At 66.9% G+C, this 21,984-nt stretch carries 30 protein-coding genes and 1 other RNA gene; 16 read left to right on the top strand and 15 right to left on the bottom strand.

Annotated elements, in window-relative coordinates; all coding sequences use genetic code 11:
• Window positions 1–74 precede the first annotated feature (74 nt).
• The 7 genes from PKE72_RS00525 to PKE72_RS00495 all read left to right on the top strand — a co-directional run bounded on the left by PKE72_RS00525 (window position 75) and on the right by PKE72_RS00495 (window position 3,178).
• Window positions 75–368: a hypothetical protein gene (locus tag PKE72_RS00525; RefSeq protein ID WP_271163522.1), complete on the top strand. Its 294-nt coding sequence runs from the start codon at window positions 75–77 to the stop codon at window positions 366–368.
• Window positions 368–688 (top strand): cell division protein ZapA, encoded by a 321-nt coding sequence (locus tag PKE72_RS00520; protein ID WP_271163521.1) that lies wholly within the window; start codon window positions 368–370, stop codon window positions 686–688. Before PKE72_RS00525 ends, PKE72_RS00520 begins: the two co-directional genes overlap by 1 nt.
• A gap of 50 nt (window positions 689–738) precedes the next feature.
• A non-coding RNA gene (gene ssrS, locus PKE72_RS00515) (6S RNA) lies at window positions 739–901 on the top strand.
• Between the two features lie 208 nt (window positions 902–1,109).
• Entirely contained in the window at window positions 1,110–1,655 is a 546-nt protein-coding gene (locus PKE72_RS00510) for a 5-formyltetrahydrofolate cyclo-ligase (RefSeq protein ID WP_271163520.1), read from the top strand.
• A gap of 46 nt (window positions 1,656–1,701) precedes the next feature.
• Window positions 1,702–1,941, top strand: a complete 240-nt coding sequence (vapB, locus tag PKE72_RS00505; protein WP_271163519.1) for a type II toxin-antitoxin system VapB family antitoxin — start codon at window positions 1,702–1,704, stop codon at window positions 1,939–1,941.
• Window positions 1,938–2,360: a type II toxin-antitoxin system VapC family toxin gene (locus PKE72_RS00500; protein WP_271163518.1), complete on the top strand. Its 423-nt coding sequence runs from the start codon at window positions 1,938–1,940 to the stop codon at window positions 2,358–2,360. The genes vapB and PKE72_RS00500 overlap by 4 nt, the downstream gene beginning before the upstream one ends.
• Window positions 2,357–3,178 (top strand): TIGR00282 family metallophosphoesterase, encoded by an 822-nt coding sequence (locus PKE72_RS00495; protein ID WP_271163517.1) that lies wholly within the window; start codon window positions 2,357–2,359, stop codon window positions 3,176–3,178. Before PKE72_RS00500 ends, PKE72_RS00495 begins: the two co-directional genes overlap by 4 nt.
• 3 nt (window positions 3,179–3,181) lie before the next feature.
• Here the strand turns inward: PKE72_RS00495 and PKE72_RS00490 are convergent, their stop codons facing one another.
• The 6 genes from PKE72_RS00490 to purL all read right to left on the bottom strand — a co-directional run bounded on the left by PKE72_RS00490 (window position 3,182) and on the right by purL (window position 10,544).
• Window positions 3,182–4,747 carry an alkaline phosphatase D family protein gene (locus PKE72_RS00490; RefSeq protein WP_271163516.1) on the bottom strand — a complete coding sequence of 522 codons (1,566 nt, stop codon included), beginning with the start codon at window positions 4,745–4,747 and terminating at the stop codon, window positions 3,182–3,184.
• Window positions 4,748–4,838: 91 nt separating this feature from the next.
• Complete coding sequence (locus PKE72_RS00485) at window positions 4,839–5,915, bottom strand: glycosyltransferase family 4 protein (RefSeq protein WP_271163515.1); 1,077 nt, start codon at window positions 5,913–5,915, stop codon at window positions 4,839–4,841.
• A gap of 104 nt (window positions 5,916–6,019) precedes the next feature.
• Window positions 6,020–7,408 carry a cytochrome P450 gene (locus PKE72_RS00480; RefSeq protein WP_271163514.1) on the bottom strand — a complete coding sequence of 463 codons (1,389 nt, stop codon included), beginning with the start codon at window positions 7,406–7,408 and terminating at the stop codon, window positions 6,020–6,022.
• A 99-nt stretch (window positions 7,409–7,507) separates the two neighbouring features.
• The gene (locus PKE72_RS00475) at window positions 7,508–7,987 is read right to left on the bottom strand and encodes a hypothetical protein (RefSeq protein ID WP_271163513.1); all 480 of its coding nucleotides are present in this window, start codon (window positions 7,985–7,987) and stop codon (window positions 7,508–7,510) included.
• Between the two features lie 2 nt (window positions 7,988–7,989).
• Window positions 7,990–8,331: a DUF305 domain-containing protein gene (locus PKE72_RS00470; RefSeq protein WP_271163512.1), complete on the bottom strand. Its 342-nt coding sequence runs from the start codon at window positions 8,329–8,331 to the stop codon at window positions 7,990–7,992.
• Window positions 8,328–10,544, bottom strand: coding sequence for a phosphoribosylformylglycinamidine synthase subunit PurL (gene purL, locus PKE72_RS00465; RefSeq protein ID WP_271163511.1), 2,217 nt, complete (start codon window positions 10,542–10,544; stop codon window positions 8,328–8,330). Before purL ends, PKE72_RS00470 begins: the two co-directional genes overlap by 4 nt.
• A gap of 67 nt (window positions 10,545–10,611) precedes the next feature.
• Here purL and PKE72_RS00460 point away from each other — a divergent pair, with 67 nt between their 5' ends.
• The 4 genes from PKE72_RS00460 to PKE72_RS00445 are packed head-to-tail and all read left to right on the top strand — an operon-like array spanning window position 10,612 to window position 11,713.
• A complete protein-coding gene (locus PKE72_RS00460; RefSeq protein ID WP_271163510.1) occupies window positions 10,612–10,872 on the top strand; it encodes a type II toxin-antitoxin system VapB family antitoxin in 261 nt (86 codons plus the stop codon).
• Window positions 10,872–11,261, top strand: a complete 390-nt coding sequence (locus PKE72_RS00455) for a type II toxin-antitoxin system VapC family toxin (protein WP_271163509.1) — start codon at window positions 10,872–10,874, stop codon at window positions 11,259–11,261. The genes PKE72_RS00460 and PKE72_RS00455 overlap by 1 nt, the downstream gene beginning before the upstream one ends.
• Window positions 11,262–11,321: 60 nt before the next feature.
• Complete coding sequence (locus PKE72_RS00450; RefSeq protein WP_271163508.1) at window positions 11,322–11,465, top strand: hypothetical protein; 144 nt, start codon at window positions 11,322–11,324, stop codon at window positions 11,463–11,465.
• A complete protein-coding gene (locus PKE72_RS00445) occupies window positions 11,465–11,713 on the top strand; it encodes a Tat pathway signal protein (protein WP_271163507.1) in 249 nt (82 codons plus the stop codon). The genes PKE72_RS00450 and PKE72_RS00445 overlap by 1 nt, the downstream gene beginning before the upstream one ends.
• On the opposite strand, the gene PKE72_RS00440 is transcribed toward PKE72_RS00445, so the two are convergent.
• Window positions 11,710–12,501: a TspO-related membrane protein gene (locus tag PKE72_RS00440; protein ID WP_271163506.1), complete on the bottom strand. Its 792-nt coding sequence runs from the start codon at window positions 12,499–12,501 to the stop codon at window positions 11,710–11,712. The two genes, PKE72_RS00445 and PKE72_RS00440, sit on opposite strands and share 4 nt — an antisense overlap.
• 220 nt (window positions 12,502–12,721) lie before the next feature.
• On the opposite strand from PKE72_RS00440, the gene PKE72_RS00435 reads away from it, so the two are divergent.
• The 5 genes from PKE72_RS00435 (at window position 12,722) to PKE72_RS00415 (ending at window position 15,860) form a co-directional block, all read left to right on the top strand.
• Complete coding sequence (locus PKE72_RS00435) at window positions 12,722–13,432, top strand: hypothetical protein (protein WP_271163505.1); 711 nt, start codon at window positions 12,722–12,724, stop codon at window positions 13,430–13,432.
• Between the two features lie 8 nt (window positions 13,433–13,440).
• Window positions 13,441–14,082: a MalM family protein gene (locus PKE72_RS00430; protein WP_271163504.1), complete on the top strand. Its 642-nt coding sequence runs from the start codon at window positions 13,441–13,443 to the stop codon at window positions 14,080–14,082.
• A gap of 106 nt (window positions 14,083–14,188) precedes the next feature.
• Complete coding sequence (locus PKE72_RS00425) at window positions 14,189–14,485, top strand: hypothetical protein (RefSeq protein WP_271163503.1); 297 nt, start codon at window positions 14,189–14,191, stop codon at window positions 14,483–14,485.
• A 55-nt stretch (window positions 14,486–14,540) separates the two neighbouring features.
• Window positions 14,541–14,723, top strand: coding sequence for a hypothetical protein (locus PKE72_RS00420; protein WP_271163502.1), 183 nt, complete (start codon window positions 14,541–14,543; stop codon window positions 14,721–14,723).
• Between the two features lie 57 nt (window positions 14,724–14,780).
• Window positions 14,781–15,860 (top strand): aspartyl/asparaginyl beta-hydroxylase domain-containing protein, encoded by a 1,080-nt coding sequence (locus PKE72_RS00415; protein ID WP_271163501.1) that lies wholly within the window; start codon window positions 14,781–14,783, stop codon window positions 15,858–15,860.
• A gap of 14 nt (window positions 15,861–15,874) precedes the next feature.
• On the opposite strand, the gene PKE72_RS00410 is transcribed toward PKE72_RS00415, so the two are convergent.
• The 8 genes from PKE72_RS00410 to purC form a co-directional block, all read right to left on the bottom strand.
• Window positions 15,875–16,600, bottom strand: a complete 726-nt coding sequence (locus tag PKE72_RS00410) for a hypothetical protein (RefSeq protein ID WP_271163897.1) — start codon at window positions 16,598–16,600, stop codon at window positions 15,875–15,877.
• A 139-nt stretch (window positions 16,601–16,739) separates the two neighbouring features.
• Window positions 16,740–17,402 carry a phosphoribosylformylglycinamidine synthase subunit PurQ gene (gene purQ / locus PKE72_RS00405; protein WP_271163500.1) on the bottom strand — a complete coding sequence of 221 codons (663 nt, stop codon included), beginning with the start codon at window positions 17,400–17,402 and terminating at the stop codon, window positions 16,740–16,742.
• 33 nt (window positions 17,403–17,435) lie between these two features.
• A complete protein-coding gene (locus tag PKE72_RS00400) occupies window positions 17,436–17,666 on the bottom strand; it encodes a hypothetical protein (RefSeq protein WP_271163499.1) in 231 nt (76 codons plus the stop codon).
• A 36-nt stretch (window positions 17,667–17,702) separates the two neighbouring features.
• On the bottom strand, window positions 17,703–18,905 hold the full coding sequence (locus tag PKE72_RS00395; protein ID WP_271163498.1) for an MFS transporter: 1,203 nt from the start codon (window positions 18,903–18,905) through the stop codon (window positions 17,703–17,705).
• Between the two features lie 56 nt (window positions 18,906–18,961).
• Window positions 18,962–19,441, bottom strand: a complete 480-nt coding sequence (locus PKE72_RS00390; protein WP_271163497.1) for a YbhB/YbcL family Raf kinase inhibitor-like protein — start codon at window positions 19,439–19,441, stop codon at window positions 18,962–18,964.
• 55 nt (window positions 19,442–19,496) lie between these two features.
• Window positions 19,497–20,192 (bottom strand): NlpC/P60 family protein, encoded by a 696-nt coding sequence (locus PKE72_RS00385; protein ID WP_271163496.1) that lies wholly within the window; start codon window positions 20,190–20,192, stop codon window positions 19,497–19,499.
• 621 nt (window positions 20,193–20,813) lie between these two features.
• Window positions 20,814–21,050 (bottom strand): phosphoribosylformylglycinamidine synthase subunit PurS, encoded by a 237-nt coding sequence (gene purS / locus PKE72_RS00380; protein WP_183196009.1) that lies wholly within the window; start codon window positions 21,048–21,050, stop codon window positions 20,814–20,816.
• Entirely contained in the window at window positions 21,050–21,808 is a 759-nt protein-coding gene (gene purC / locus PKE72_RS00375; RefSeq protein ID WP_008263270.1) for a phosphoribosylaminoimidazolesuccinocarboxamide synthase, read from the bottom strand. The genes purS and purC overlap by 1 nt, the downstream gene beginning before the upstream one ends.
• Window positions 21,809–21,984: the final 176 nt, after the last annotated feature.

Below are 21,984 nucleotides of genomic sequence, written 5' to 3'. Positions count from 1 at the left end.
AGCGAAATTCAGGGGCGCGCCGCTTTACCCCGGCGCGTCCTCGGGTTCTATACGGAATTTATAAGGAGCGACCGATGGCAGACGCCACCACGGCCGCACGGGCCCGTATCGACCGGGCCCTGGCCGAACTTGAACGCAAGATCCTGGAGATCAAGGCTCGACCGGCCTCGGCTCCTGCGATCGCCGATGACGACCTGTTCGCGCCCAGAGCGGGGAATGGGGCGGATGCGGCGCGTGTGGCCGAGCTGGAGGCCGCCGGGCGCGAGGCGTCGCTGGCGCTGGCGCGGGCGGCGGCGGCCGTGCGCGAGGTGCTGGCTCAGGACGACTTGGATCAGGACGACGAAGAGACCGAAAGCGAGGCCGGCTGATGGCGACGGTGACGGTGGAGGTCAACGGCCGGCCCTATGCGGTGGGCTGCGCCGACGGGCAGGAGGAGCGGGTCCGCATCCTGGCCAAACAGTTTGATAACCAGGTGCGCCAGGTGGCCCAGGACGTGGGCCATGTCGGGGATCTGCGGCTGTTCCTGATGTCGGCCCTGATCCTGTCGGACGAACTGCACGAGGCGCGGCTGAATCCGGGCGGGGTCCCCGCGCCGCTGGCGGCCCCTGCGCCGCCGACCAGCGACGGGGTGGCCGAGGCGCTGAACGCGGTGGCGGCGCGGATCGAGAAGATCGCCCAAAACATCTGATCACGGCGCTTGAGAAGGCGGGGCGCAGCGCCTATCTTGTCAGACGGCGGGTCCTGCTGCGGCCCTCGTCGAAGGCATACATTTCCTCGCGACCTTAATTCACTCAAAGGGATCTGTCCCTGTCCGGGCTCGAGGGCCTGGGCATATGGAGCCCACCTGGCTACCCAGGTTCGAGAGGATTTAAACGCCCTTCACGGTTCTTGCGGCGCCGCCAACTTCTCTCTTTTTGTCGCTACCGCTCGCCGCGCAGCGGCTCGCTGCTTGAGCGATTTTTGTCGCTACCGCTCGCCGCGCGGTCGCTCGCTGCTTGAGCGGTCTTTGCACTACCGCTCGCCGCGCGGTCGCTCGCTGCTTGAGCGAGCCGGGCATACGAGGGGCATGGTCTCTGTGCGGGACCGGATGGGGGGTGTAAGCCCGCGTCATGACCCTTGAGAAGCATGAACTCCGGTCGGCCGCCCGCGCGCGGCGCAAGGCGCTGGCCGAGGCCGATCCGATGGCCGCCCAGCGCGCCGCCGACCATGCAGAAGCTCTGCCGTCCGGACAGGTCGTGGCCCTTTACAGCGCCATGGGCTCCGAGATGGACGCCGAGGCCCTGGCCGTGGCGCTGGAGGCGGCGGGGCGGCGTCTGTGCCTGCCGGTGGTGCTGGAGCGGAATGCGCCGATGATCTTTCGCGCCTGGTCGCCGGGCGAGCCGCTGGAGCTGGACGCCGCCGGATGCCCCGCGCCCCTGCCGCTGGCGGAGGTGATGGAACCGGATCTGATCATCACCCCACTGCTGGCGTTCGATGCGTCTGGCGGACGGCTGGGGCAGGGCGGGGGGTTTTATGATCGCACCTTTGCCGCGCGGCCGGATGTGATCCGGGTCGGCTTTGCCTATGCCGGGCAGGTGGTAGAGGGGCTGACGCTGGAAGCGCATGACGTGCGGCTGCACGGGGTGCTGACCGAGGCGGGGTATCGGGCGTTCTGAGGGATATGCCGTTGACATATACGTGCGGCAAGCCGATAGGGAGGCCATGAGCGCCCCGCTGAAAGCCACGGTCTTCAAGTCCAATCGCTCGCAGGCCGTGCGACTGCCCAAGGCCGTGGCCTTTCCCGACGACGTGAAGGAGCTTCGCGTCATCAAGGAAGGTAAGAGTCTGCGCCTGGTGCCGGTGGATGCGCTGTGGGACGACTTTCTCGACCAGCCCGGCATATCGGATTCGGATTGGCCGGATCGCGATCAGCCCGAGATGCAGAAGCGGGAGGACTGGTGAGCACCGGCTATATGCTGGACACCAGCATCTGTATCGACATTCTGCGGGGTCGCAGCGCCGCGTTGAGTGCGCGTCTAAGAACCGAGCACGAGCCGCTTCACGTCTCGACGGTGGTTCTCATGGAACTGGCGGTCGGACCCAGCAAGCTAGCGGATTCCCGTCGCTTCGAACGGCTGGAGGCATTTCTGGCGCGGCTGGACGTTCTCGCTTTTGACGAAGATGCGGCGCGGCATACGGCGGCCATCCGTGCGGATCTGGAACGTCAGGGACGCCCCATCGCGCCTTATGATTATCAGATTGCGGGTCATGCTCGCAGTCGGGGGCTGACTGTCGTCACCCGCAACACTGGCGAGTTCGAGCGCGTTCCCGGCCTGAGGTTCGAGGACTGGTCGGATCGTGCTAAAGGCGTACACGAATGAGACTGGCATTTTTCGGCGACGTCATCGGCAAGTCCGGCCGTGACGGGATCAGCGACCATCTTCCGGGCCTGAAGCGCGACCTGAAGCTCGACTTCGTGGTGATCAATGCGGAGAACGCCGCCGGCGGGTTCGGCATCACCGAGAATACGGCGCGCGAGCTGTTCATGGCGGGGGCCGACTGCCTGACCCTGGGCAATCACTCGTGGGACCAGCGCGAGGCCCTGACCTATATCGTGCGCGAGCCGCGCCTGATCCGGCCGGCCAACTATCCGCGCCTGATGGATGCGCCGGGGGCCGGGGCCAATCTGTTCGAGACCGACAGCGGCCGCACCGTCCTGGTGATGAATGTGCTGGGCCGGGTGCATATGGACCCGATGGATGATCCGTTCGGGGCGGTGGAGCGCGAGCTGGCGGCGGCGCCCCTGGGGGCCGTGGCCGATGCGGTGATCGTCGACATGCACTGCGAGGCGACCAGCGAGAAGATGGCGATGGGCCATTTCTGCGACGGGCGAGCGTCGTTGGTGGTCGGCACCCATACCCACGTCCCGACCGCCGACTGCCAGATCCTGCCCGGCGGCACCGCCTATCAGACCGACGCCGGCGGCTGCTGCGACTATGACAGTGTGATCGGCAACGAGAAGGAAGAGCCGCTGCGCCGCTTCACCACCCGGATCTCGGGTGGGCGGTACATGCCGGCCTCGGGGCCGGCGACGATTTGCGGCGTGTTCGTCGAGACGGACGACAAGACCGGTCTGGCGACGCGGGTCGAGCCGATCCGGGTGGGCGGGCGGCTGTCGCAGGCGGTGCCGGTTCTCTGATCGTCAGGCCAGGTTGAGCGTGTTCGAACCCGCCTCGACCACCATCGTCTGACGGATGCTGAGCTCGCCGGTGCGATCCGAGACCTTGTCCAGGACCTTGAACTGGGTGGTCCAGAGGGTCGGGGTGGCCTCGCACACCATGTAGCCGCGCTGGGAGTTGCGGAACTTCAGCTGGGGATTGACGGCCATGAAGCGGTCGTAGTCGGCGCCCCGGTCCGAGCCGTTGCCGCGCGAGCTGATCGAGGTGCCGACGAACTCGACCGCAATGGGGGCGCCCTCGGGCTGGCTGCCGTCCAGCCACAGGCCGCCCGCGAAGTTCTGATGCTCGTCGCCGGTCAGGACCACGACATTGTCGATGCGGCGGTCGCGAATGTGGCGCAGCAGGCGGTTACGAGGCACGCGATAGCCGGCCCAGCTGTCGGTGTTGATCCCCTGGCCGCCGGAGGTGTTGCGGTTCAGATCCATCATCATGACCTGCTGGGCCAGGGCCTTCCAGCGCGCCTTTGAGCGGTCGAGGTTGGTCAACAGCCAGGCCTCCTGGGCGTCGCCCAGCACCTGGGCGGCGGTCGCCTCTATGCCGGGGCAGGTGGAGTTGAAGCGGCCGCCACAGGGCTGGTCCGTGCGGAACTGTCGGGTGTCGAGGAAGGCCACGTCCAGCAGGTCGCCGTACTGGGCGCGGCGATAGGCTTGCATGCCTGCGCCGCGCGGGAAGGCCGATTTCCGCATCGGCATGAACTCGTAGAAGGCCTGCATGGCCGCCGCGCGACGCAGGCTGAAGATTTCGGGCGGTATGCCGTCCTGGTCAGCGGCGCCGACCCAGTCGTTATCGATCTCGTGATCGTCATAGGTGCAGAACCAGGCGGCCGAGGCGCGCGAGGCCTGAAGGTCGGTGTCCATCGTGTACTGGGAATAGCGGCGGCGGTAGTCGTCGAGGCTATAGACCTCGCCGCCCAGATGGATGCGGGCGTTGTCCTGAGGACCGTCGCTCGCCTGATAGACCGGGTCGCCGCGATCTTCGTAGATGTAGTCGCCGTAGCAGAAGATGAAATCCAGGTCCTCCGCCGCCATCTTGCGGTGGGCGGTGTAATAGCCCTGCTCATAGTCCTGGCAGCCGGCGACGCCGAAGCGGACGGAAGCGGGGGAGGCGCCGGCTAGGGGCGCGGTCTTGGCGCGGCCGACGCCGCTGCGTTCTGTCCCGCACTGGAAACGATAGAAATAGAGGCGGGCGGGCTCGAGCCCCTCGACCTCGACATGGACCGAGTGGCCCAGTTCGGGCCGGGCGATCGCCTCGCCGGAACGGACGATGGTGTTGAAACCGCGGTCGGCGGCGACCTCCCATTTCACGGCGACGGGCGCCCGGGGCATGCCGGAACCATAGGCGACGGGATCGGGGGCCAGGCGTGTCCAGATGACGAAGCCGTCGGGCAGGGGGTCGCCGGCCGTGACGCCCAGCCGGAAGGGGTTGGTGTCGAAAACGGCCTGGGCCAGGGCGGGGCCGGTGGGCGACAGCGCCAGGCCTCCCCCGAAGGCGGCCAGCATCGAACGGCGCGAGAGGGCGAGCGTGGTCATCGAAAATCCCCGAACTGGAGCCCGGCTCTATCGCCGCGATGTGACAGATTTTCCAGCCGTCGCGGCAGGGCGCGGGGCGCTGTGTCGCAGGTCAGGCGGCGAGGCGGCGGCGCGACAGGAGGACGGTTTTTCGGATCTGTTCCAGTTCAGCCGATCGCTGTTGCGGCGTATGGGTCGCCACTACATGGCGCTGACCTGCGTGGGCCAGGGCCAGGCGCTCATCGGGATGGTTGATCAGCCGCTCCATCGCCGCCGCCAGGCTTTCGGGCGTGATGTCGTTCACATAGAGGGCGTGGTCGCCGCTGGCCTCGCGAAGACCGCCCCGGCCGGACGAGATCAGGGCCGCGCCGGCCGCATGGGCCTCGACCGCCGTCAGGCCGAAGGGCTCGTCCCAGACCGAGGGGGTCAGGGCGATGGCGGCGGTCTTCATCTGGTCGCGCACCTGCGAAAGGGGGGCGGAACGCAGGACGGCGACACGGGCGCCGTAGCGCTCGAGCGGGGCGAGGTGCGGTGCAGCCCAGGCGGAGTGCCTGTCCCAGTCGTTCAACATCAGAACCGCGCGCCAGTCGGGATGGGCGTCGAGCACGGCGGGCAGGGCGGCGCACAGGACGTCCAGCCCCTTTTCCGGCATGGCCCGGCCGGCGAAGGCGATCACCGGCAGACGGTCATCGGGCGAGGCGAGCCAGGGGGCGGCGTCGATGGCGTTGGGCAGGGCGTGGGCGCGGTCGGCGAGGCGGGGATAGGTGCGGGCGAAGGCGTCCCGCTCGGCGACGCTGACGAAGATGAAGCCGTCCATCCGGCCAAAGCGCGCGGCGTAGCGCCAGCGGTCGAACAGATGCCGCGCCGGCTTGAGCGCGTTGTGCCGGTACAGCAGGTGGGCGGCGTCGGGGAAATGCGACGAGACGGCGAGCGCCTGTTTGACCTGCTGGTGGTGTTCGATCAGGTCGGGCTGGAAGTCTCTGAGGGCGGCGATCAGCGCGTTCTGGCGGCCGTGGCGCGGCAAGACGACGACGCCCGGCGCATTGTGGTCGTCGGCGCCCTGGCTGCAGAAGACCCGCGTCTCGTGCGCCGTGCCGGACGTCAGCAGGGTGCGGACGACCGTCTCCATCGAGTTGGGCTGGGCTTGGGAAAAGAGACAGCCGGGGGGCAGGAGGACGGCGGTGCGCAAGGGATGATCCGACGAGAGATTCGCCGCCTATAGGCGGTTTGTGTCGGGTCCGCGATGGGTTTGTAACAGCGGCCCGACCGTCGTTATCGTCAGCGCCGTCAAATTCAGGGTCGGCGGGCGCGCAGTCGCAGGCGCATGGGGTCGCGGCTGCGCAGGGTGATCTGGTGGACCGGGCGGGGTTCGACCGTGGTCAGGGCCTCGACCTCGGCGACGCGCAGGATGGAGGCCAATGCGATCATCGCCTCCTGGATGGCGAAGGCGGCGCCGATGCAGACCCTGGGGCCGGCGCTGAAGGGGATGTAGGCGTAACGGTCGATGGACTTGCGGTTCTGGGGCAGGAACCGTTCCGGCTTGAAGGCGTCGGGGTCGTCCCACAGCAGGCTGTGGCGTTGCAGGATCCAGGGGGAGATGATGACGGTGGCGCCGGCCTTGATCGGCTGGCCGCCGATCTCGTCGTCGGCCAGGGCCTTGCGGGCCATGGTCGGGGCGGGCGGGAACAGGCGCATGGTCTCGTCCAGCACGGCGCGGGTCCAGGGCAGGGCGTCGGCCCATTTGGGATCGGAGACGTCGAAGGCGTCGGCCTCGGATTGCAGGCGGGCTAGGTATTCGGGCTGGCGCGACAGCAGGTGCAGGGTCCAGCCCAGGGCGCGGGCCGTGGTCTCGTGCCCCGCCAGGATGAAGGTCAGGATGTTGGCGGCGACCTCTTCGTCAGACAGGCCGGGTCCGCCGTTCTCGTCCCTGGCCAGCAGCAGGGCGCTGAGAAGGTCGTCGGGCGGGGCGTCGCCCGCTTCGATCCGGGCGCGGCGGGCCTCGACCAGTGTGGTGACGCGCTGCTCGAAGAAGCGGGCCGAGCGGAAACTGGCCAGACGGCCCAGGCGCGGGGCCCAGTCCGGCGCGCCCAGCACGTCCAGCGGATCGATACGGGCGCCATTGGCCAGGAACTGGTTCAGGGCGCGCTCGAACCCGCGCGCCTCGCCGCCCAGTTCGTCGGAGAACATGGTGGCGGACAGGATGTCGAAGGTCAGGCCGGACATCTCGGAATCGATGTCGAGCACCCGGCCGCGCGCGGACAGGGACCAGCCGGCGACACGGGCCTGGCAGACCTCGGCCATGCGGGCGTTCAGGGTGGCCATCTTGGCGGGGGTGAACAGGGGGGCGAGGATGCGGCGGGCGCGGCGCCAGACCTCCCCCTCGGTCAGCAACAGGCCCTCGGCCAGCATGGGGCCTAAAACGCGGCGTTGCAGGTCGCCCTTCACATAGTTGGCGGCGTTCTCGGTCAGGACGTGACGGACGCCCTCGGGGTGGCTGACGACCAGGATTTCGCCGAAGGCTGAGTTCCCGTGCAGCTGCGGCTCGGTGAAATGCCGCTCGGACCACATGCGGATCGGGTCGCGCCAGCTGATCCACAGGAAGGGCAGCAGCGCCAAGGGGCCGCCCGTGCGACGGGGCGGGACGGCGGGGCGGAAGATGGCGTCGGCGGTCGTCGCGTCCATCAGACGCTCCTGTTCAAATCGCCCGTCAGCCGGGCGCGTCGTCCCTAAAACGCGCGATCTGGTGCATGCGTTCATGAAGCATAGTGGACCAGCACGACGTCAACGAGAAGGCGACGTCCTGCCGATGGCGCCGAGCAGCCGCGCCATATCGTCGGCGTTCAAATCCTTCGAGCCCTGGCCTGAGGATGCGGGCTTCAAAACCGGGGCTGCCGGCGCCGCTTCACCCGATTGAGCGGCTCTGCGCTTTTCGCGTCGCTCGAACAGAAAGCGTTGAAGACCCCAGACAAGGTGAGGCGTCCACGGTTGGCCGCAGGCGGTTGTCTTCCGCAATTTGTTCAGAAGGCCGGCGATCTCGTTGGGCCGGGTGAAGCCGTTCTTGAAACAGGCGCGGAGCCACGGATCGAGCTCATCCAGAAACGCCTCTTTGGATCGACCGCGGAAACTGAAGTGCTTGAGTTCGTCTCTCGTGATCTGTGAAGGCTTGGACGGCGTCCGTGCGGCAGGCCGTCCAGTCGGCGCAGCTTTGGAACCGGGAGAACGCGCCCGTTTTCCGCCGCCGGGATAGGATCCCTTAGCCAAGTTCAGTTCGCCTTGGGGGCGGTCGGCGCCCAGGTCTTCATTTCGGCGATCTCACGCGTCCGGGTGTCTATGACCATCTGGGCCATGCGCCGGATTTCCGGATCGCGGCTGTCGCGCAGGGCGACCCGGGCCGTAGCGACGGCGCCTTCGTGGTGGGCGATCATCTTGGCGACATAGGCCTGATCCGCGGTCTGAGCCGCGGCCTGCATTTCCGCCGTGGTGCGGGTCGCCGCCGCCTGGTTGGCGGCCGAGGTCTCGCGTAGCGCCTGTTGCACCGGGTCGCCGCCGCCGTCGCAGGCCCCTAGCACGAGGAGCAGCGCGATCGGCGGGGCGGTGCGGATCATGCGGCGTCGCCGAGCCAGCCCGGCATCCAGCCTTCGTGCCATTCGCGCAGGTGGGCGACGGGGATGCTGAACAGCTCGCCCTTGTCGCCCTTGGAGGTGAAGGCGTCGCCGCCGGCGTGGCCGACGACCGAGGCGTGAAGGCCGGCGGCCTGGGCCTTGGCGATCAGGGCGTCGGCGTCGGGGACGGCGACCAGATAGCGGGCCTGGTCCTCGCCGAACAGGAAGATGTGGGCGTGGGCGGCGCTGGAGGCGTCCAGGGTCACGCCGACGTCGGAGGCCAGGACCAGGTCGGCGGCGGCGCCGATCAGGCCGCCGTCGCTGAGGTCGTGGACCACGGTCAGGTCGCCGGCCTCGATCAGGTCGCGCATGAAGTCGCCGGTCTTCTTTTCCAGCTTCAGGTCGACGGGGGGCGGGGCGCCGTCCTCGCGGCCCAGGACCTCGCGCAGATAGATGGAGGCGCCCAGTTCGCCATGGGTCTGGCCGATCAGGACCAGGGTGTCGCCGGCCGCCATGGTCGAGAAGTTGGTCACGACGTCATAGTTGGGCAGCAGGCCGACCGCGCCCACGGTCGGGGTGGGCGGAATGGCGACGCCGTTGGTCTCATTATACAGGCTGACGTTGCCGGAGACGACGGGGAAGGCCAGTTCGCGGCAGGCCTCGGCCATGCCGTCGATGGCGCGGACGATCTGGCCCATGATCTCGGGCCTCTGCGGGTTGCCGAAGTTCAGATTGTCGGTGATGGCGATGGGGCGCGAGCCGACGGCGGTCAGGTTGCGCCAGGCCTCGGCCACGGCTTGCTTGCCGCCCTCATAGGGGTCGTTCTGGACATAGCGGGGGGTGCAGTCCGAGGTCACGGCCAGACCCTTGTCCGTGCCGTGGACGCGGACCACGCCGGCGTCGGCGCCGGTGGCCGAGTCCTGAAGCGTGTCGGCCATGACGTGGCGGTCGTACTGTTCCCAGATCCAGCGTTTGGAGGCCATGTCGGGGCAGGCGATCACCTTCATCACCGCATCGGCCCAGTTTTCGGGCGCGGGGACGTCGGCGGGGTTCAGCTTCGGCTGGAGCTCCGGCTGGACCCAGGGGCGGTCGTACAGGGGGGCGTCGTCGAACAGGGGCGCCAGGGGCACGTCGCAGACGGTCTCGCCGTGATGCTTCAGCACCAGACGGCCCGTGTCGGTGGTGACGCCGATGGTGGCGGCGTCCAGACCCCATTTCTTGAAGATGCGCTCGCCGTCGGCCTCGCGGCCCGGCTTGAGGACCGCCAGCATCCGCTCCTGGCTTTCCGACAGCATCATCTCATAGGCGGTCATGCCTTCTTCGCGCTGGGGAACGGCGTCCATGTTCAGTTCGATGCCGACGCCGCCCTTGCCGGCCATCTCGACCGAGGAGGACGTCAGCCCGGCCGCGCCCATGTCCTGGATGGCGGCGACGGCGCCCGAGGCCATCAGTTCGAGCGTGGCCTCGATCAGCAGTTTCTCGGCGAAGGGGTCGCCGACCTGGACGGTCGGGCGTTTCGATTCCGACTCGTCGTCGAACTCGGCCGAGGACATGGTCGCGCCGTGGATGCCGTCGCGGCCGGTCTTGGAGCCGAAATAGACGACCGACAGGCCCGCCGAGGGGGCGGCCGAATAGAAGATGCTGTCGGCCTTGGCCAGGCCGACGCACATGGCGTTGACCAGGATGTTGCCGTTGTAGCCGGCGTGGAAATTGGTCTCGCCCGCCACGGTAGGCACGCCGACGCAGTTGCCGTAGCCGCCGATGCCGGAGACGACGCCCTTGACCAGACGCCTGGTCTTTTCGTGCGACGGGTCGCCGAAGCGCAGGGCGTTCAGCAGGGCCACCGGGCGGGCGCCCATGGTGAAGACGTCGCGCATGATGCCGCCCACGCCCGTCGCCGCGCCCTGGTAGGGTTCGATGTAGGAGGGGTGGTTGTGGCTCTCCATCTTGAAGATGCAGGCGTCGCCGTCGTCGATGTCGATCACCCCGGCGTTCTCGCCCGGTCCGCAGATGACGCGGTCGCCGGTGGTCGGGAACTTGCCCAGGTGGATCTTGGAGGATTTGTACGAGCAGTGCTCGGACCACATGACCGAGAAGACGCCCAGTTCGACATGGTTGGGCTCGCGGCCCAGCCGGTCGAGGACGACCTGATATTCGTTCGGGGCCAGGCCGTATTCGGCGGCCAATTCGGCCATGGTCTTCTGGGGAGCGCTCATGGGCGCGCCTTCTAGCCGCAGACGGACCGATAAGCTATATTCTAGACAGCATTTTGGGAGTTCTAGAATGGGCCTCAGCATCAAGCGCGCCGAGACGGAGCGCAAGGCGCGCGCCGTCGCCGAGCGGCTGGGGGTCAGTCTGACCGAGGCCATCGACATCGCCCTGGACAAGACCTGGAAGGAACTGACCGCCGATGAGGCGGCGGCGGAGCGGGCGAGCAAGCGCGAGGCCCTGTTCGCCTATCTGCGGACCCTGCCGCCCGGCGACGGCCGCTCTCTTCAGGAGATCGATGACGAAATGTACGACGAGCACGGTCTGCCGCGCTGATGGTCATCGACACCTCCGCCTTCGTCGCCATTGTTCTGAGAGAGCCGGAAGCGGCCGCGTTCGATGAGCGGATTCGCTCGGCGACGACGCGCCGGGTCAGTGTCGCGACCTGGGTGGAACTGGCGGCGGTGCTGACGTCCCGGCTGGGCATGGACGCCCGGCCCGTGCTTGATCGTCTTGAAGAGGAGTATCGGCTGGACCTGGTCCCGGTCGATCAGGCCCAGATGCGGATCGCGTGCGAGGCCATGGTGCGGTTCGGCAAGGGGCGGCAGCCGGCGCGGCTGAACTATGGCGACTGTTTCGCCTATGCGCTGAGCCTGACCAACGGCGAACCTCTGCTGTTCAAGGGCGACGACTTTTCGAAGACGGACGTGGCGATCACGATCTGAGTAGGGGGGAACGTCCGGGGGCTGGGCGTCATTTCGTGTGTAGTCCACACGGAGTTCACCATGACCGACACCCCTATCGACCCGGCCGCAACACCTGAAGATGAAGACCTGCCCGAGATTGCGGCCGACGACGCCGGCGCCTCGGCCATGGCCGAGCGGGCGCAGAAAGAAGATGAAGTCAAAGACGAGGGGGAGGGCATCTGATGTCCTCCACCTCGACCAAGGTCACGCCCGCCACCGGCCAGCAGATGGACCGCTCCAATGATCCGGCCACGACGCGCGAAATGGACAAGGCCGCGCCTCAGCAGGCCATGATCAGCCGGCGGCAGCGGCTGACCGGACAGGCGACCGGGATCGGCAGCGTCGGATTTCAGGAGACCGGCGCCTTTGACGTCGGCGCCGGGGAAGATGCGGCGATCGATACGCCCGTGACGCCGACCAAGGACTCCTAGCGTTCGACCCCCGGCTTCAGGCGGAAGGCCAGGAGCACGCCCCCGACCAGGAGAACTATCGCAGCGGCCAGGGCGGTGAAGGCGACGGCGGGCTTGTCGGTCTGTTCGGCGACGAAGGCGCCCAGCAGGCCCCAGGCCGTCGGCAGGGGATAGGCGATGGTTCGCAGGCTGGCCGTCACCGCCAGGGCGACGCCGGTGGTCACGACAATGGCCAGGATGGCCCAGGCGCCGGGCGACAGGGCCGTCGGCAGGGCCTCGAAGGCGGTCAGGGTGGTGATCAGGTTCAGCGGCGCCGCCACCGTCAGCCAGCCCGCGAGCGCCGCCAGGGGCCAGACCAGCAGCAGGCGGTCGCGATCCGTTCGGCTGAGCGCCCGGACGGTGCCGGAATAGGCCAGCAGGGGCGCCAGCAGGGCGATCAGGGAGGCGAATATGACGATGACGCTGGCCGCCTTCAGGTTCAGGGCGGCGACGACGATCCACATCCCGATGCCGAAGAAGGCGACCGCCGACGGCCAGCCCATCCGGTTGATCAGAGTGCTCTCGCCGGTCTGGGGCAGGGCCTGGCGGACGGCATAGGCCAGAAGGCCCAGATAGATCAGGCCCCAGATGGAAAAGGCGTAGCCGGCGACGCGCAGGGTCGAGTTTCCATCCGCCGCAAACTCGGCCTGGGTCAGGCCCAGACCGGCCAGGTTCTGCACCAGGGGCACGACCAGGGCGAAGACGGCGGCGGCCAGAACCACCAGACGGCGGGTCCGCTGGGCGGGGGTGGGTCGGAGGATCGAGGACATGGGGTTTCCGATACGGCGGCGGTCAGGTTGAGTGTACGCGCCGGGAGGCCGGAAGGTTCACCGTACCGGCGCGAAATGTGAAGCTTGCGCCTATGACGCCCAGGCGTCCGTCTTCGGCGTCCATGAAAATTATATGTCACGATTGACACATTCGCAGCCGGCGGTATTCATCCCGTGTGTTCGGACAGAGTGTCGTTCGAAAATTCCGGGGGGAATTCAAATGTTTAAGAAAGTCTCTGCGCTGAGTGCAGCCTTGCTGCTTACCGCTTGCGCCACACCCTATGTCGCGACGCCCTACGAGCGCGCCTCGTCAAACGTCCAGGCCGTCACCATCATCGACGACTCTGCCGAGGACAAGGCGATCGCCTATGAAGTGGCGTCCATGGGGTCGAATTTCGGATTGATCGGCGCTCTGGTGGACGCCGGCATCCAGGCCGAACGTCGTGGCGCGTTGAACCGAGCCTTGGATAGCGCCGCTTTCGACGGGGAAGCCGTATTCGAGGCGCGCGTCGCCGAACGCCTGAGCGCGCAAGGCTACAAGGTGACCGTGCAAAAGGTCGATACGCCGCGCGAGAAGCGGGAGTTTCTCGTCAGCTACCCGACCCCCGAAGGGTCGGTCGACGCCTATCTGGATGTGGTCATCAGTCACTATGGCTATCTGTCCGCCGGCGCCTTCCAACCCTTCCGCCCGTCCGTCGCCGCCAAGGTGCGTCTGGTTTCGGCCAGCGACCCGACCAAGGTGCTGATGGACAACCGCATCGTCTACAATGTCATGAACACCGAAGGTTCCGGCGCCATCACCTTGACGCCGAACCCGGCCTATGAGTTCAAGAACCGCGAAGAACTGCTGACCGATCCGGCCCGCACTGCGGCCGGCATTCAGGACGCTCTGCACCAGGTGGCGGACACCGCCGCCCAATTGCTGCGTTGAGGCGGACCATGCGTCCCTATTTCGTTGCGGCCGTGGCCGGGCTGGGTTTGGTGGGATGCGCAAGCGTCCCGCCGCCTGCGCCGGTCCTCACCTTTGATCGACATGATTGCGCCGAGGTCGATCTGACGCGTGCGATCAGCCTGACGCCGGACAAGGAGCGGGCGCTTCACAGCGTCACCACCGTGATCGACAGCGCCACGCCCTGTGCGACGCTCGCATCGGGGGCGTCCGCCTATGTGCTGTTCGCCGTGCCAGAGGACTTCGAGGACAAGACCTTGACCGTCGGCGCCGCTCTGGAGGCGACGCGCATCTTCTCTCCGACGGTGAGCGTGCTGGACGCCGCCGGGCAAGAGACACGTCGCTTTGCGTCTGACGAGTTCATGTATCGGGGGGCGAACTTCTCGGTCCTGTTCCGTCCGCGCGCCGCCGAACGCTATGTGCTGGTGTCCAGCGATCCGTCACGAGTCGGGCAACGCTATGACTCAATCAACATCGGCACAAGCAGCACCACCACCTATACGCCCTACGGCGGAGCCACCTTTACGAGCGGCGTCGACGCCTCGCTGTCACGGACCTTTTCCTACGAGGGTTCGGCTCTAGTGGTCATCAACGACAGCGACCCCAAGGAAAAGCCGGCTGAAGAGCAATAGAACGAGTGTTCGACCCACTTCGCGACGCGCCGTTTTTCTGGCTCTGATCGCGACGCTGTCGTGCGCCGTCGCCACAGCCGGACGGACCCAGACCGCTGACCAGGCGGTGGTCCTGACGGCGCCGGCGCAGGCGGCGTGGGGGCGGGTGCGGCTGGCGACGACGCCGCAGCAGCAGGCGATGGAGGTTCGCGCCTTCCTGGCGGCCCTGGCGACGGCGAACGGTCGGCCGGTCATGCCGACGCTGGATGTCCGCGACCTGGCCTCCGGGCGGGCGGTGTCTCTGGATGATCCGGCGGTGTTGCAGCGCCCGCAGGCGCATGAGGCGACGGTCAGCGTCGCGGGGCAGTTCCTGGTTTTTCGCCCCCTTTCGCGCGCCAGTCTGGACCCCTTCTTCGGTCGTTAGGGGAACCGGCGGGGCGGCGACCGGTTTGTCAGACCAGCATGAACTGGAGACCGAAATGGCCGACCGCGACGACGAAACCCCCCGCTTCGAGACCGACGAGGTCGAAGCCAATCACGCGATAGAACAGGGGCAGGGTGTTGGCGCGCGCGAACTGGCCGCCCAACGCGAGCCCGGCGGCGTCGTTACGGCCGACGAGGACGAAGAGCTGGAAAATGGTCAGTCGGCGCGTCCCGATTGATCTGACAGGGCCGTCCATTGCTTGACGGAGGTTCGATGATCGGCGTTCATGTAACCTATGAACGCAAAACCCGCCGTCGCTTTGGCTGCGCTTTTACAGGAAGCCCTGTCCGCCCGTGCGGGAGGGAATCCGGCGGCGGCGCTTGCGGCGGCGGAGCGGATTCTTGATGTCGACGGGCGCCACATCCTGGGATCGATCCTGAAGGCGGACGCCCTGGCCGCCCAGGGCGAGGCGCGTTCCGCCGCGACCTTTTATGGTGCGGCCCTGGCGAGCGCGCAGCAGCGCGGCGCGGCGCCCGAATTGCGGGACGAGTTGCGGCGAGCGCAGCAGGCGCTGGGGGACATGAAGCGCCGGTTCGAGGAAGAACTTCTGGCCGGCGTCAGGGCGCGGGGCTTCGACGAAGCCCGGTCCAGTCCGCGCTTCGCCCTGTCGCTGGACCTGCTGACCGGGCGCAAGCCGTTGTATCAGCAACAGCCGAAATTCTATCTGTTTCCTGGCCTGCCGCAGGTCCAGTTCCAGCCGCGTAAGGACACACCGTGGCTGGCGGACATCGAGGCGGCGGCGCCCGCCATTCGCGCTGAACTGGCGGCGGTGTTGGCGGAACCCAGCCTGTTCTCCCCCTATGTGGAGGACCGATCCAACCGACCGCGCAGCGGGCAGGCAGGGATGCTGGAGAACCCGGAATGGAGTGCGGTCTTCCTGTGGAAGGACGGTGTGGTGGTTCCCGAGGTCGCCGCGCGGTGTCCGCAGACCCTGAAGGCGCTGGAGGCGGCGCCGTTGAGCATCATCCCTGGACGGTCGCCGTCGATTCTGTTCTCGAAACTGGCGGCGGGCGCGCGCATCCCGCCGCATCACGGTCTGATCAACACCCGTCTGATCTGTCACCTACCGCTGGTGGCTCCGCCGGGGTCCTGGTTCCGGGTCGGCTCGGACCTGCGTCAGTGGGAGGAGGGCCAGGCCTGGGCCTTCGACGACACGATCGAGCACGAGGCCTGGAACGACAGCGACCAGGACCGGACCATCCTGATCTTCGACGTCTGGAAACCCGAGATCACCGAGGAGGAGCAGGGGCTGATCTGCGCCCTGTTCGACGCCATCGACGCCGGAGGCGGGGCGACGCCGAAGCTGGCGACCTGATAGCGCGAGAGGCGTCAGGGCTCCATTTTGAAGATCACGGAGAAGCGGATCATGCGACCGGCGAGCGGGCGCCCCGTGGCCGCCGCTTCCTCGGTCAGTTTGACACGGGCGCGCGGCAATGAACGCTCGACTGAACGGCCCAGGTTATAGCCGGCCGGCTGCTCGCTTTCCGTCTGGCATTCGTTCAGCCCGCCAAGCGCATCGACGACGCAGGACAGGACGACATAGCCCTCTGCGGGGATTCGGCCGTTGACCGAGTCGGGGAAGGTCGGTCGGGGCCCGGTTTGCCAGCTCACGCCGCTCGGCAGTCCGTCCTGGCCATTGCCCTCGATCTCATCCGACCGAACTTCACGCGGATCCACCATCGGACGTCCACACGCGGTCAAGGTCTGTTCGATAGCGGTGCTGGATGGATTCAACTCCATGACGTAGCGCGTCCGCGGCGACCTGGAGGTCGCTGGGACGATGACCTGAAGCTTGCCGCCCTTGGCCAGATCACGCGCGACGACGGCCGGGATTCGGCTGAACACCGCATTGCGTCGCGTGCCCACCGTCCAGACGGAGGTGAAGGGTTCCTTCTGATCGCCCGCCTGAATGCCCAACTCGCGCGACAGGGCGCGATTGGGCGCATCCGGCAGCCCGGCGATCAGCACGTCGTAGACGCCGTCGACGCAGCGCGCGGCGATGGTCAGACCGGACGTGAAGTCGATCATCGCGATGACGGCCTTCTGCTCCGGCACCGACGTCAAAACCCAGTCCTCGCTCTGGGGAGCATCTTCCTGAGCCAGTACAGGCGTCGCGGCGACGAGAGCTATGAAAACGGCGGTGAGTCGAAGCAGGCTGCGCATTGTGCAAATGCGCCCCAACTCGAGATTGCCGTCAAGCCGCTGCGTAGATGCTCTGGAACAGGACCGCGCCGTCGGCGGAGCCCAGTTCGGCTTCAAAGGCGCGGTCGGGGTGGGGCATCATGCCCAGGACATTGCCGCGCGCATTCTGGATGCCCGCGATGTCGTTGACCGAGCCGTTGGGGTTTTCGACATAGCGGAAGACCACCTGGCCCTCGCCCTCGATCCGGGCCAGGGTTTCGGCGTCGGCGAAGAAGTTTCCGTCGCCGTTCCCCTGGGTCATGACCACCTCGCGCTGGCCCTGATAGCCGGCGGTGAAGCGGGTCTGGCCGTTAGCGACGGTCAGGGCGATGGGCTTGCAGACGTATTTCAGGCCCTTGTTGCGCAGCAGGGCGCCGGGCAGCAGGCCGGCCTCGCACAGGATCTGGAAGCCGTTGCAGATGCCGACCACGGCCACGCCGTCGTCTGCGGCCTTCTTGACCGCCTGCATCACCGGCGACTGGGCCGCCATGGCGCCGCAGCGCAGATAGTCGCCGTAGGAGAAGCCGCCGGGAATGACGATCAGGTCCAGGCCCGAGGGCAGTTCGGTCTCGGCGTGCCAGACCATCGAGACGGGCTCGCCGGTGGAGCGTTCGACGGCGACCTTGCAGTCGCGATCACAGTTGGAACCGGGGAAGACGATGACGGCTGCGCTCATGGCGCGGCCCTCTAGCACCGTTTTCGGGAAATGTCAGTGCGCGGGTTCAAGAAGTCCGAGGCGGGTCTCGATCCGGCCGAGACGGGCGTCCTGACGATCAACGACCTGATAGAGGTTCGCCACGTCCTGATTGAGCCCGTTGAGGTGGGAGCGCATGGCCTGAAGCTCGCCCTTCACATCGGCCACGTTGCCGTCGATGCGGTCCAGGCGTGTCTGCATGGACTTCAGAACTTCATAGATGAGGTCATTGGTCACGTCGGCCATGAGCCATACTACCATAAACTGTGTTCGCGCCAAACGTCAGGCCGTCGCGTGCTTCCGCCCCGTCAGCCAGGCGATCAGGAAGATCGCAAACCCGCCCAGGGACAGGCCGACGCCGACCCAGCCGGTCGAGGTCCAGCCGTAGCCGGCGGCGATGGCCATGCCGCCCAGCAGGGGACCGATGGCGTTGGCGGTGTTGAAGGCGGAGTGGTTCAGGGCGGCCGCAAGGGTCTGGGCGTCGCCGGCCACGTCCATCAGCCGGGTCTGGAGGATGGAGCCCAGGCCGCCGCCGCCGCCGATCAGGAAGACCACGACCATCAGGGCCCAGACATTGGACGCCGCGACGGGATAGAGAGCCAGGGCCGCCGCGCTCCACAGCAACAGGCCCCCCGCAGCCTTGAAGCCGATCCGGTCGGCGGCCCAGGCGCCGAGGATATTGCCGAGGAACATGCCGACGCCGAAGACGGCGAAGACCCAGGGCAGGATCTCCGGCGCCACGCCGGTCACCGCTTGAAGCGTCGAGGCGAGGTAGGCGTAGACGGCGAACATGCCGCCGAAGCCGATGGCGCCGACGCCCAGGGTCAGCCAGACCTGGCTCCGCTTCAGGGCCCCCAGTTCGCGCAAGGGACTGGCGTCCGCATGGGCGGGGTCGCGCGGCGCAAACAGGGCGACCAGACCCATGGTGATCACGGCCAGGACGCTGACGATGGCGAAGGTCCAGCGCCAGCCGAAGGCGTGGCTGACCATATTGGCGAAGGGCACGCCGATCACGGTCGCCACCGTCAGTCCCATCAGGACCGTCGAGACCGCGCGGGTGCGCAGGTGCAGCGGCACGACGGACGCGGCGACCAGGGCCGCGACGCCGAAATAGGCGCCGTGCGGAACGCCGCTGAGGAAGCGGAAGACCAGCATCCACTCATAGGTCGGGGCCAAGGCCGACAGGCCGTTGCCGATGGCGAACAGGGCCATGAAACCGATCAGCAGCAGCCAGCGGGGGGCACGTGCGCCCAGCACCGCCAGGATCGGCGCCCCCACCACCACGCCGGCGGCGTAGGCGCTGATGACATGGCCCGCGGTCGGAGCGTCGACGCCCAGGCCTGCGGCGAAATCCGGCAGGATGCTCATGGCCGCGAACTCGGTCACGCCGATGGCGAAACCGCCCATGGCCAGGGCGATGAGAACCAGGGCCACCGCCGCCCGCGAACGGGCAAGCGGGGCGTGGGAGAGTGCAGCGTCTGTCATTGTGCGCCGCAACATAATCAGCGTTCATGTCGCCACAAGGGCGGCGACCGCCGAAATCAGCCCCGGTTTTCGTAGGTCGCTGTGATCGATGCCTGGGCCAGGGTGTGGAAATACAGGTTGAAGCCGAAGACGGCGCCGGAGTCGTCGGCGGTTACGTCCAGCCGGTCGACGTCCACGGCGAAGACGGTGAAGATGTAGCGGTGCGGGCCGTGGCCGGGAGGCGGGGCGGCGCCGCCGAAGCCGGCCTTGCCGTAGTCCGTGCGCCCCTGGACGGCGCTGAGCGGCAGGTGTCCGCCGGGCGAGCCCGCGCCGGCGGCCAGCTCGGTCACGTCGGCGGGCAGGTTGGCGACGGTCCAGTGCCAAAAGCCCGAGCCCGTCGGGGCGTCGGGGTCATAGCAGGTGACGGCGTAGCTCTTGGTCCCCTCGGGCGCGCCGGACCAGGCGAGATGGGGCGAGACATTGCCTTTGGCGTGAACCTGGGCGTCGGGCAGGACGCCGCCGTCCTGGATGTCGTCTGAAGTGAGGGTGAAGGTCATGGGAGCGCTCCGATAGGGAGGCCAAACCTAGTCATCCTGATCCCGAACGGAAAGCTCAGCCCTCGTTCGTCGACAACTGCCCGCTGGGGGTCAGAAGGACGGGTTTGCCGGATCCCGGCGGGACCGTCGAAGGCCAGCGGAAGCCCAGGAGCCGATCCTTGGCGATACGGGCCACCCTGACGGCGTTCGACTGATTGCCGCCCAGGATATGATAGGCCTTGTCGTCCTGGCCCATGTAGAAGCCCACATGGCCCAGCCAGCCTTTCGGATCGCCGCGATAGAAGACGGCGACGGCCCCGACCTGCCCGGTCGTCTGGACGCCGAACTTCAACCAGTTGCGGGCGGAGAGCGGGTTGTTCGGCAGGGGTTCGGCGCTCAGGGTCGAGCCGATGCAGTGGGCGACGAACAGGCCGCACCAGGGGACATCATCGCCCTTGTAGCGGATGCCCAGGGCCGACGCCCATTGCAGGATAGCGGTATTGTTGGCGGTTCCCGGCGCTTCCGTCGTGCCGAGCAGACGCCAGGCGGCCTGGAACCAGACCAGCGACATGTCCACCAGGGGGTTGGTGACTGTGGCGTCGAGCCCCAAGGCGGCAGCCGTGCGCGGGCCGACTAGGCCATCGACCGTCAGGCCCTTGCTGGCCTGAAAGGCGCGAACCGCAGCGGCGGTCCGCGTCCCCCATACGCCGTCGATCGGACCGGGATCGAAGCCCCGAGATTTCAGGGCCTGTTGGATATCGGTGAACGTCATGGGCTGTTCCCCCAAAGATTGGGAGAACAATGATCTTTATTGAGGATATGTCAACCTCAAGTTGTTCTTGCGCGATATTGACGCGCCGCCGGCGTCGGTGTGACCTTAGTCCTGCGCGCCTCAGGCCGCCTCTATGCAGTAGCCTTGGATATCGCCATCAACTTTGGGGAGGCGGTGGAAGCCTAGGGTCGACTGACGGCGACTGTAGCCGATCAGACGAGCACAGATAGCAGGGCTCCTCAGCGTTCAGCAGGCGGTCGAAAGCGTCATAAGCTCGCATTTCCAGATCAAACGCTGCTTGGTCCCCGAACCCGCAACCGTTCGAGTGGATAATCATCGTTTCACTGGTCGGTACGACTTCCCTGACAAACAGAGCCGGGTGCGCAGGGTGGTCTGGCAGGGTCACGACATAGAGTCGATTATGTCGGTCGTCCCGGTATGCGTTGGAGCCGCGCGTATATCGGGTCACGACCAGTTCTGAATTGCCATCCAACTCGGCGACCAGAGCTTTGAATCCGGGAGCACAATCCAGATCCGGTCCGATTTCCCGCGCTGGCGCGACGGTCTCTCCACAGCCAAATAGCAGAAGAGCCGCTCCGATGCTCAGAGCGGCTCTCATGATTACGCCGCCTCGATACGGTAGCCTTCGATCACCGTATTCGCCAGGAGCTGCTCGCACATCTTCTTGGCCTCGGCCTGGGGGTCTTCGGCGCCGGCGAGATCGAACTCGATCAGCTTGCCGACGCGGGCGTTCGACACGCCGGCCCATCCCAGACCCTGCAGGGCGCCTTCGACGGCCTTGCCCTGAACGTCCAGGACGCCGGGCTTGAGGAAGACGTGAACCTTTACCTTAGCCACTAGTGCAGCCCTCCCTGAATCACCGTCGGCATGCCCTTCATGATGCCCAGGCGACGCGCGACTTCGGTGTAGCTTTCGATCACATTGCCCAGATCGCGGCGGAAGCGGTCCTTGTCCATCTTCTCACCGGTCGTGGCGTCCCACAGGCGGCAGGAGTCCGGGCTGATTTCGTCGGCCAGGATGACGCGGCTGAAGTCGTTTTCCCAGATGCGACCGAACTCGATCTTGAAGTCGACCAGGGTGATGCCGACGGCGCCGAACATGCCCGACAGATAGTCGTTGACCCGCACGGTCATGGCCAGGATGTCGTCCAGTTCCTGGGTCGAGGCCCAGTTGAAGGCGGTGATATGCTCTTCGGTGACCATCGGGTCGTTGAGCTCGTCCTTCTTGTAGTAGAATTCGATGATCGAGCGGGGCAGGGGCGTGCCCTCCTCGATGCCCAGGCGCTGGCTCATCGAGCCGGCGACGATATTGCGGCAGACGACTTCCAGCGGAATGATCTCGACTTCGCGGATCAGCTGCTCGCGCAGGTTCAGGCGCTTGATGAAGTGGTTGGTCACGCCGATGCCGTTCAGGCGCGACATGATGAATTCGCTGATCTGGTTGTTGACCACGCCCTTGCCTTCGAGGACCGCCTTTTTCTGCGCGTTGAACGCGGTGGCGTCGTCCTTGAAGTACTGGATCAGGGTGCCGGGCTCAGGTCCTTCGTACAGGATCTTGGCCTTGCCTTCGTAAATCTTCTTGCGCTTGCTGTTCATAATCCGGTCCCGGCTTACGGGCGCCCTCCAGAAACAAAAATCGCGCGGCCATGGTGGAAAGGGGAAGACCCGGTCCTGGCGGCGCGTTTCGGAATCGTTCGGGCAGTCAATCTCGTTCGCGGTCTCCTTAGCTGAAGGCGGCTCTCGATACAAATAAGGCGGAACTGGAAAGCCGG

Origin of the sequence: Brevundimonas intermedia, from assembly GCF_027922165.1 — a bacterium.
GTDB lineage: Bacteria > Pseudomonadota > Alphaproteobacteria > Caulobacterales > Caulobacteraceae > Brevundimonas > Brevundimonas intermedia.
This window is presented reverse-complemented; position numbering and strand designations above follow the sequence as displayed.

Excerpts from the sequence above, each read along its gene's own strand:
- PKE72_RS00525 (WP_271163522.1), top strand. The coding sequence starts at position 75 with ATGGCAGACGCCACCACGGCCGCACGGGCCCGTATCGACCGGGCCCTG.
- PKE72_RS00520 (WP_271163521.1), top strand. The coding sequence starts at position 368 with ATGGCGACGGTGACGGTGGAGGTCAACGGCCGGCCCTATGCGGTGGGC.
- PKE72_RS00510 (WP_271163520.1), top strand. The coding sequence starts at position 1,110 with ATGACCCTTGAGAAGCATGAACTCCGGTCGGCCGCCCGCGCGCGGCGC.
- vapB (WP_271163519.1), top strand. The coding sequence starts at position 1,702 with ATGAGCGCCCCGCTGAAAGCCACGGTCTTCAAGTCCAATCGCTCGCAG.
- PKE72_RS00495 (WP_271163517.1), top strand. The coding sequence starts at position 2,357 with ATGAGACTGGCATTTTTCGGCGACGTCATCGGCAAGTCCGGCCGTGAC.
- PKE72_RS00490 (WP_271163516.1), bottom strand. The coding sequence starts at position 4,747 with ATGACCACGCTCGCCCTCTCGCGCCGTTCGATGCTGGCCGCCTTCGGG.
- PKE72_RS00480 (WP_271163514.1), bottom strand. The coding sequence starts at position 7,408 with ATGGACGCGACGACCGCCGACGCCATCTTCCGCCCCGCCGTCCCGCCC.
- PKE72_RS00470 (WP_271163512.1), bottom strand. The coding sequence starts at position 8,331 with ATGATCCGCACCGCCCCGCCGATCGCGCTGCTCCTCGTGCTAGGGGCC.
- purL (WP_271163511.1), bottom strand. The coding sequence starts at position 10,544 with ATGAGCGCTCCCCAGAAGACCATGGCCGAATTGGCCGCCGAATACGGC.
- PKE72_RS00460 (WP_271163510.1), top strand. The coding sequence starts at position 10,612 with ATGGGCCTCAGCATCAAGCGCGCCGAGACGGAGCGCAAGGCGCGCGCC.
- PKE72_RS00455 (WP_271163509.1), top strand. The coding sequence starts at position 10,872 with ATGGTCATCGACACCTCCGCCTTCGTCGCCATTGTTCTGAGAGAGCCG.
- PKE72_RS00450 (WP_271163508.1), top strand. The coding sequence starts at position 11,322 with ATGACCGACACCCCTATCGACCCGGCCGCAACACCTGAAGATGAAGAC.
- PKE72_RS00445 (WP_271163507.1), top strand. The coding sequence starts at position 11,465 with ATGTCCTCCACCTCGACCAAGGTCACGCCCGCCACCGGCCAGCAGATG.
- PKE72_RS00440 (WP_271163506.1), bottom strand. The coding sequence starts at position 12,501 with ATGTCCTCGATCCTCCGACCCACCCCCGCCCAGCGGACCCGCCGTCTG.
- PKE72_RS00435 (WP_271163505.1), top strand. The coding sequence starts at position 12,722 with ATGTTTAAGAAAGTCTCTGCGCTGAGTGCAGCCTTGCTGCTTACCGCT.
- PKE72_RS00430 (WP_271163504.1), top strand. The coding sequence starts at position 13,441 with ATGCGTCCCTATTTCGTTGCGGCCGTGGCCGGGCTGGGTTTGGTGGGA.
- PKE72_RS00420 (WP_271163502.1), top strand. The coding sequence starts at position 14,541 with ATGGCCGACCGCGACGACGAAACCCCCCGCTTCGAGACCGACGAGGTC.
- PKE72_RS00415 (WP_271163501.1), top strand. The coding sequence starts at position 14,781 with ATGAACGCAAAACCCGCCGTCGCTTTGGCTGCGCTTTTACAGGAAGCC.
- purQ (WP_271163500.1), bottom strand. The coding sequence starts at position 17,402 with ATGAGCGCAGCCGTCATCGTCTTCCCCGGTTCCAACTGTGATCGCGAC.
- PKE72_RS00400 (WP_271163499.1), bottom strand. The coding sequence starts at position 17,666 with ATGGCCGACGTGACCAATGACCTCATCTATGAAGTTCTGAAGTCCATG.
- PKE72_RS00395 (WP_271163498.1), bottom strand. The coding sequence starts at position 18,905 with ATGACAGACGCTGCACTCTCCCACGCCCCGCTTGCCCGTTCGCGGGCG.
- PKE72_RS00390 (WP_271163497.1), bottom strand. The coding sequence starts at position 19,441 with ATGACCTTCACCCTCACTTCAGACGACATCCAGGACGGCGGCGTCCTG.
- PKE72_RS00385 (WP_271163496.1), bottom strand. The coding sequence starts at position 20,192 with ATGACGTTCACCGATATCCAACAGGCCCTGAAATCTCGGGGCTTCGAT.
- purC (WP_008263270.1), bottom strand. The coding sequence starts at position 21,808 with ATGAACAGCAAGCGCAAGAAGATTTACGAAGGCAAGGCCAAGATCCTG.